Source organism: Cobetia sp. UCD-24C, assembly GCF_001306765.1.
Lineage (GTDB): Bacteria > Pseudomonadota > Gammaproteobacteria > Pseudomonadales > Halomonadaceae > Cobetia > Cobetia amphilecti.
Genome location: NZ_LJTD01000037.1, coordinates 1 through 873, shown reverse-complemented (window position 1 = coordinate 873; position 873 = coordinate 1). Strand labels below are relative to the sequence as shown.

1 protein-coding gene is annotated in these 873 nt (G+C 49.1%); it reads right to left on the bottom strand.

Going from position 1 to position 873, the window contains the following annotated elements; translation table 11 throughout:
• Positions 1 to 180: 180 nt before the first annotated feature.
• Complete coding sequence (locus AOG28_RS18070) at positions 181 to 849, bottom strand: type 1 glutamine amidotransferase domain-containing protein (RefSeq protein WP_442854961.1); 669 nt, start codon at positions 847 to 849, stop codon at positions 181 to 183.
• Positions 850 to 873 lie beyond the last annotated feature (24 nt).

The window sequence follows — 873 nt, the reverse complement described above, 5'->3', positions numbered from 1 at the left end:
TCGTAGTTAATCAAGGTAATGGTCGAGCCTTTGAACCAGGTACCGAGCGCGAGCTACAGTTAGGCATCAATCTGACTCACCGTTGGTAAGCCAACCTTGCGGTTGGCTTTTTTTGTTACAAATTTGCAGTTTTAATTTCTACTCAATCTGTCACTCTTGCACCACTTAGCAAGACAGGTTTTAGTGCTTTAGCTGCTGCAATAGAGCTCGTGCAACTGCCGCTGAGCTAGCAGGGTTTTGCCCGGTAATAAGGTTACCATCAACCACTGCCAGTGGCTTCCAGTCGTCTACTTTTTGATAGTGCGCGCCCAGCTCTTGTAGCTTGTCTTCTAATAAGAAGGGAACAACGTCGGTTAAGCCCACTGCAGCTTCTTCGCTGTTAGTAAAAGCACTCACCTTGCGGCCGGCTACGAGCGGCTTTCCGGCTGGAGTTTTGGCATGAACAAGAACAGCAGGGGCATGACATACCGCTGCTACTGGCTTATCCTGCTCCCAGAATTGTTGAATCAGGCCAATGGATAGCGGATCTTCGCTTAAATCCCATAACGGACCATGGCCACCGGGGTAAAAGATAGCATCAAAACCATCGGCTGTTACTTGACTAAGTTGAAGCGTATTAGCGAGTTGCTCCAGAGCTGCTTCATCTTCAAACAAGCGTACAGTCTCATTGGTTTGAGCTGCAGCTTGCTGACTATTAGGATCGATCGGAGGTTGGCCTCCGTTGGGGCTAGCTAGCACAACCTCAGCGCCAGCGTCTTTAAAAGCATAGTAGGGGGCGGCAAACTCTTCTGCCCAAAAGCCAGTTTTGTGGCCACTGTCACCTAGTTGTTCGTGTGACGTTAGTACCATTAGAATTTTCATGCCGAACTCCGG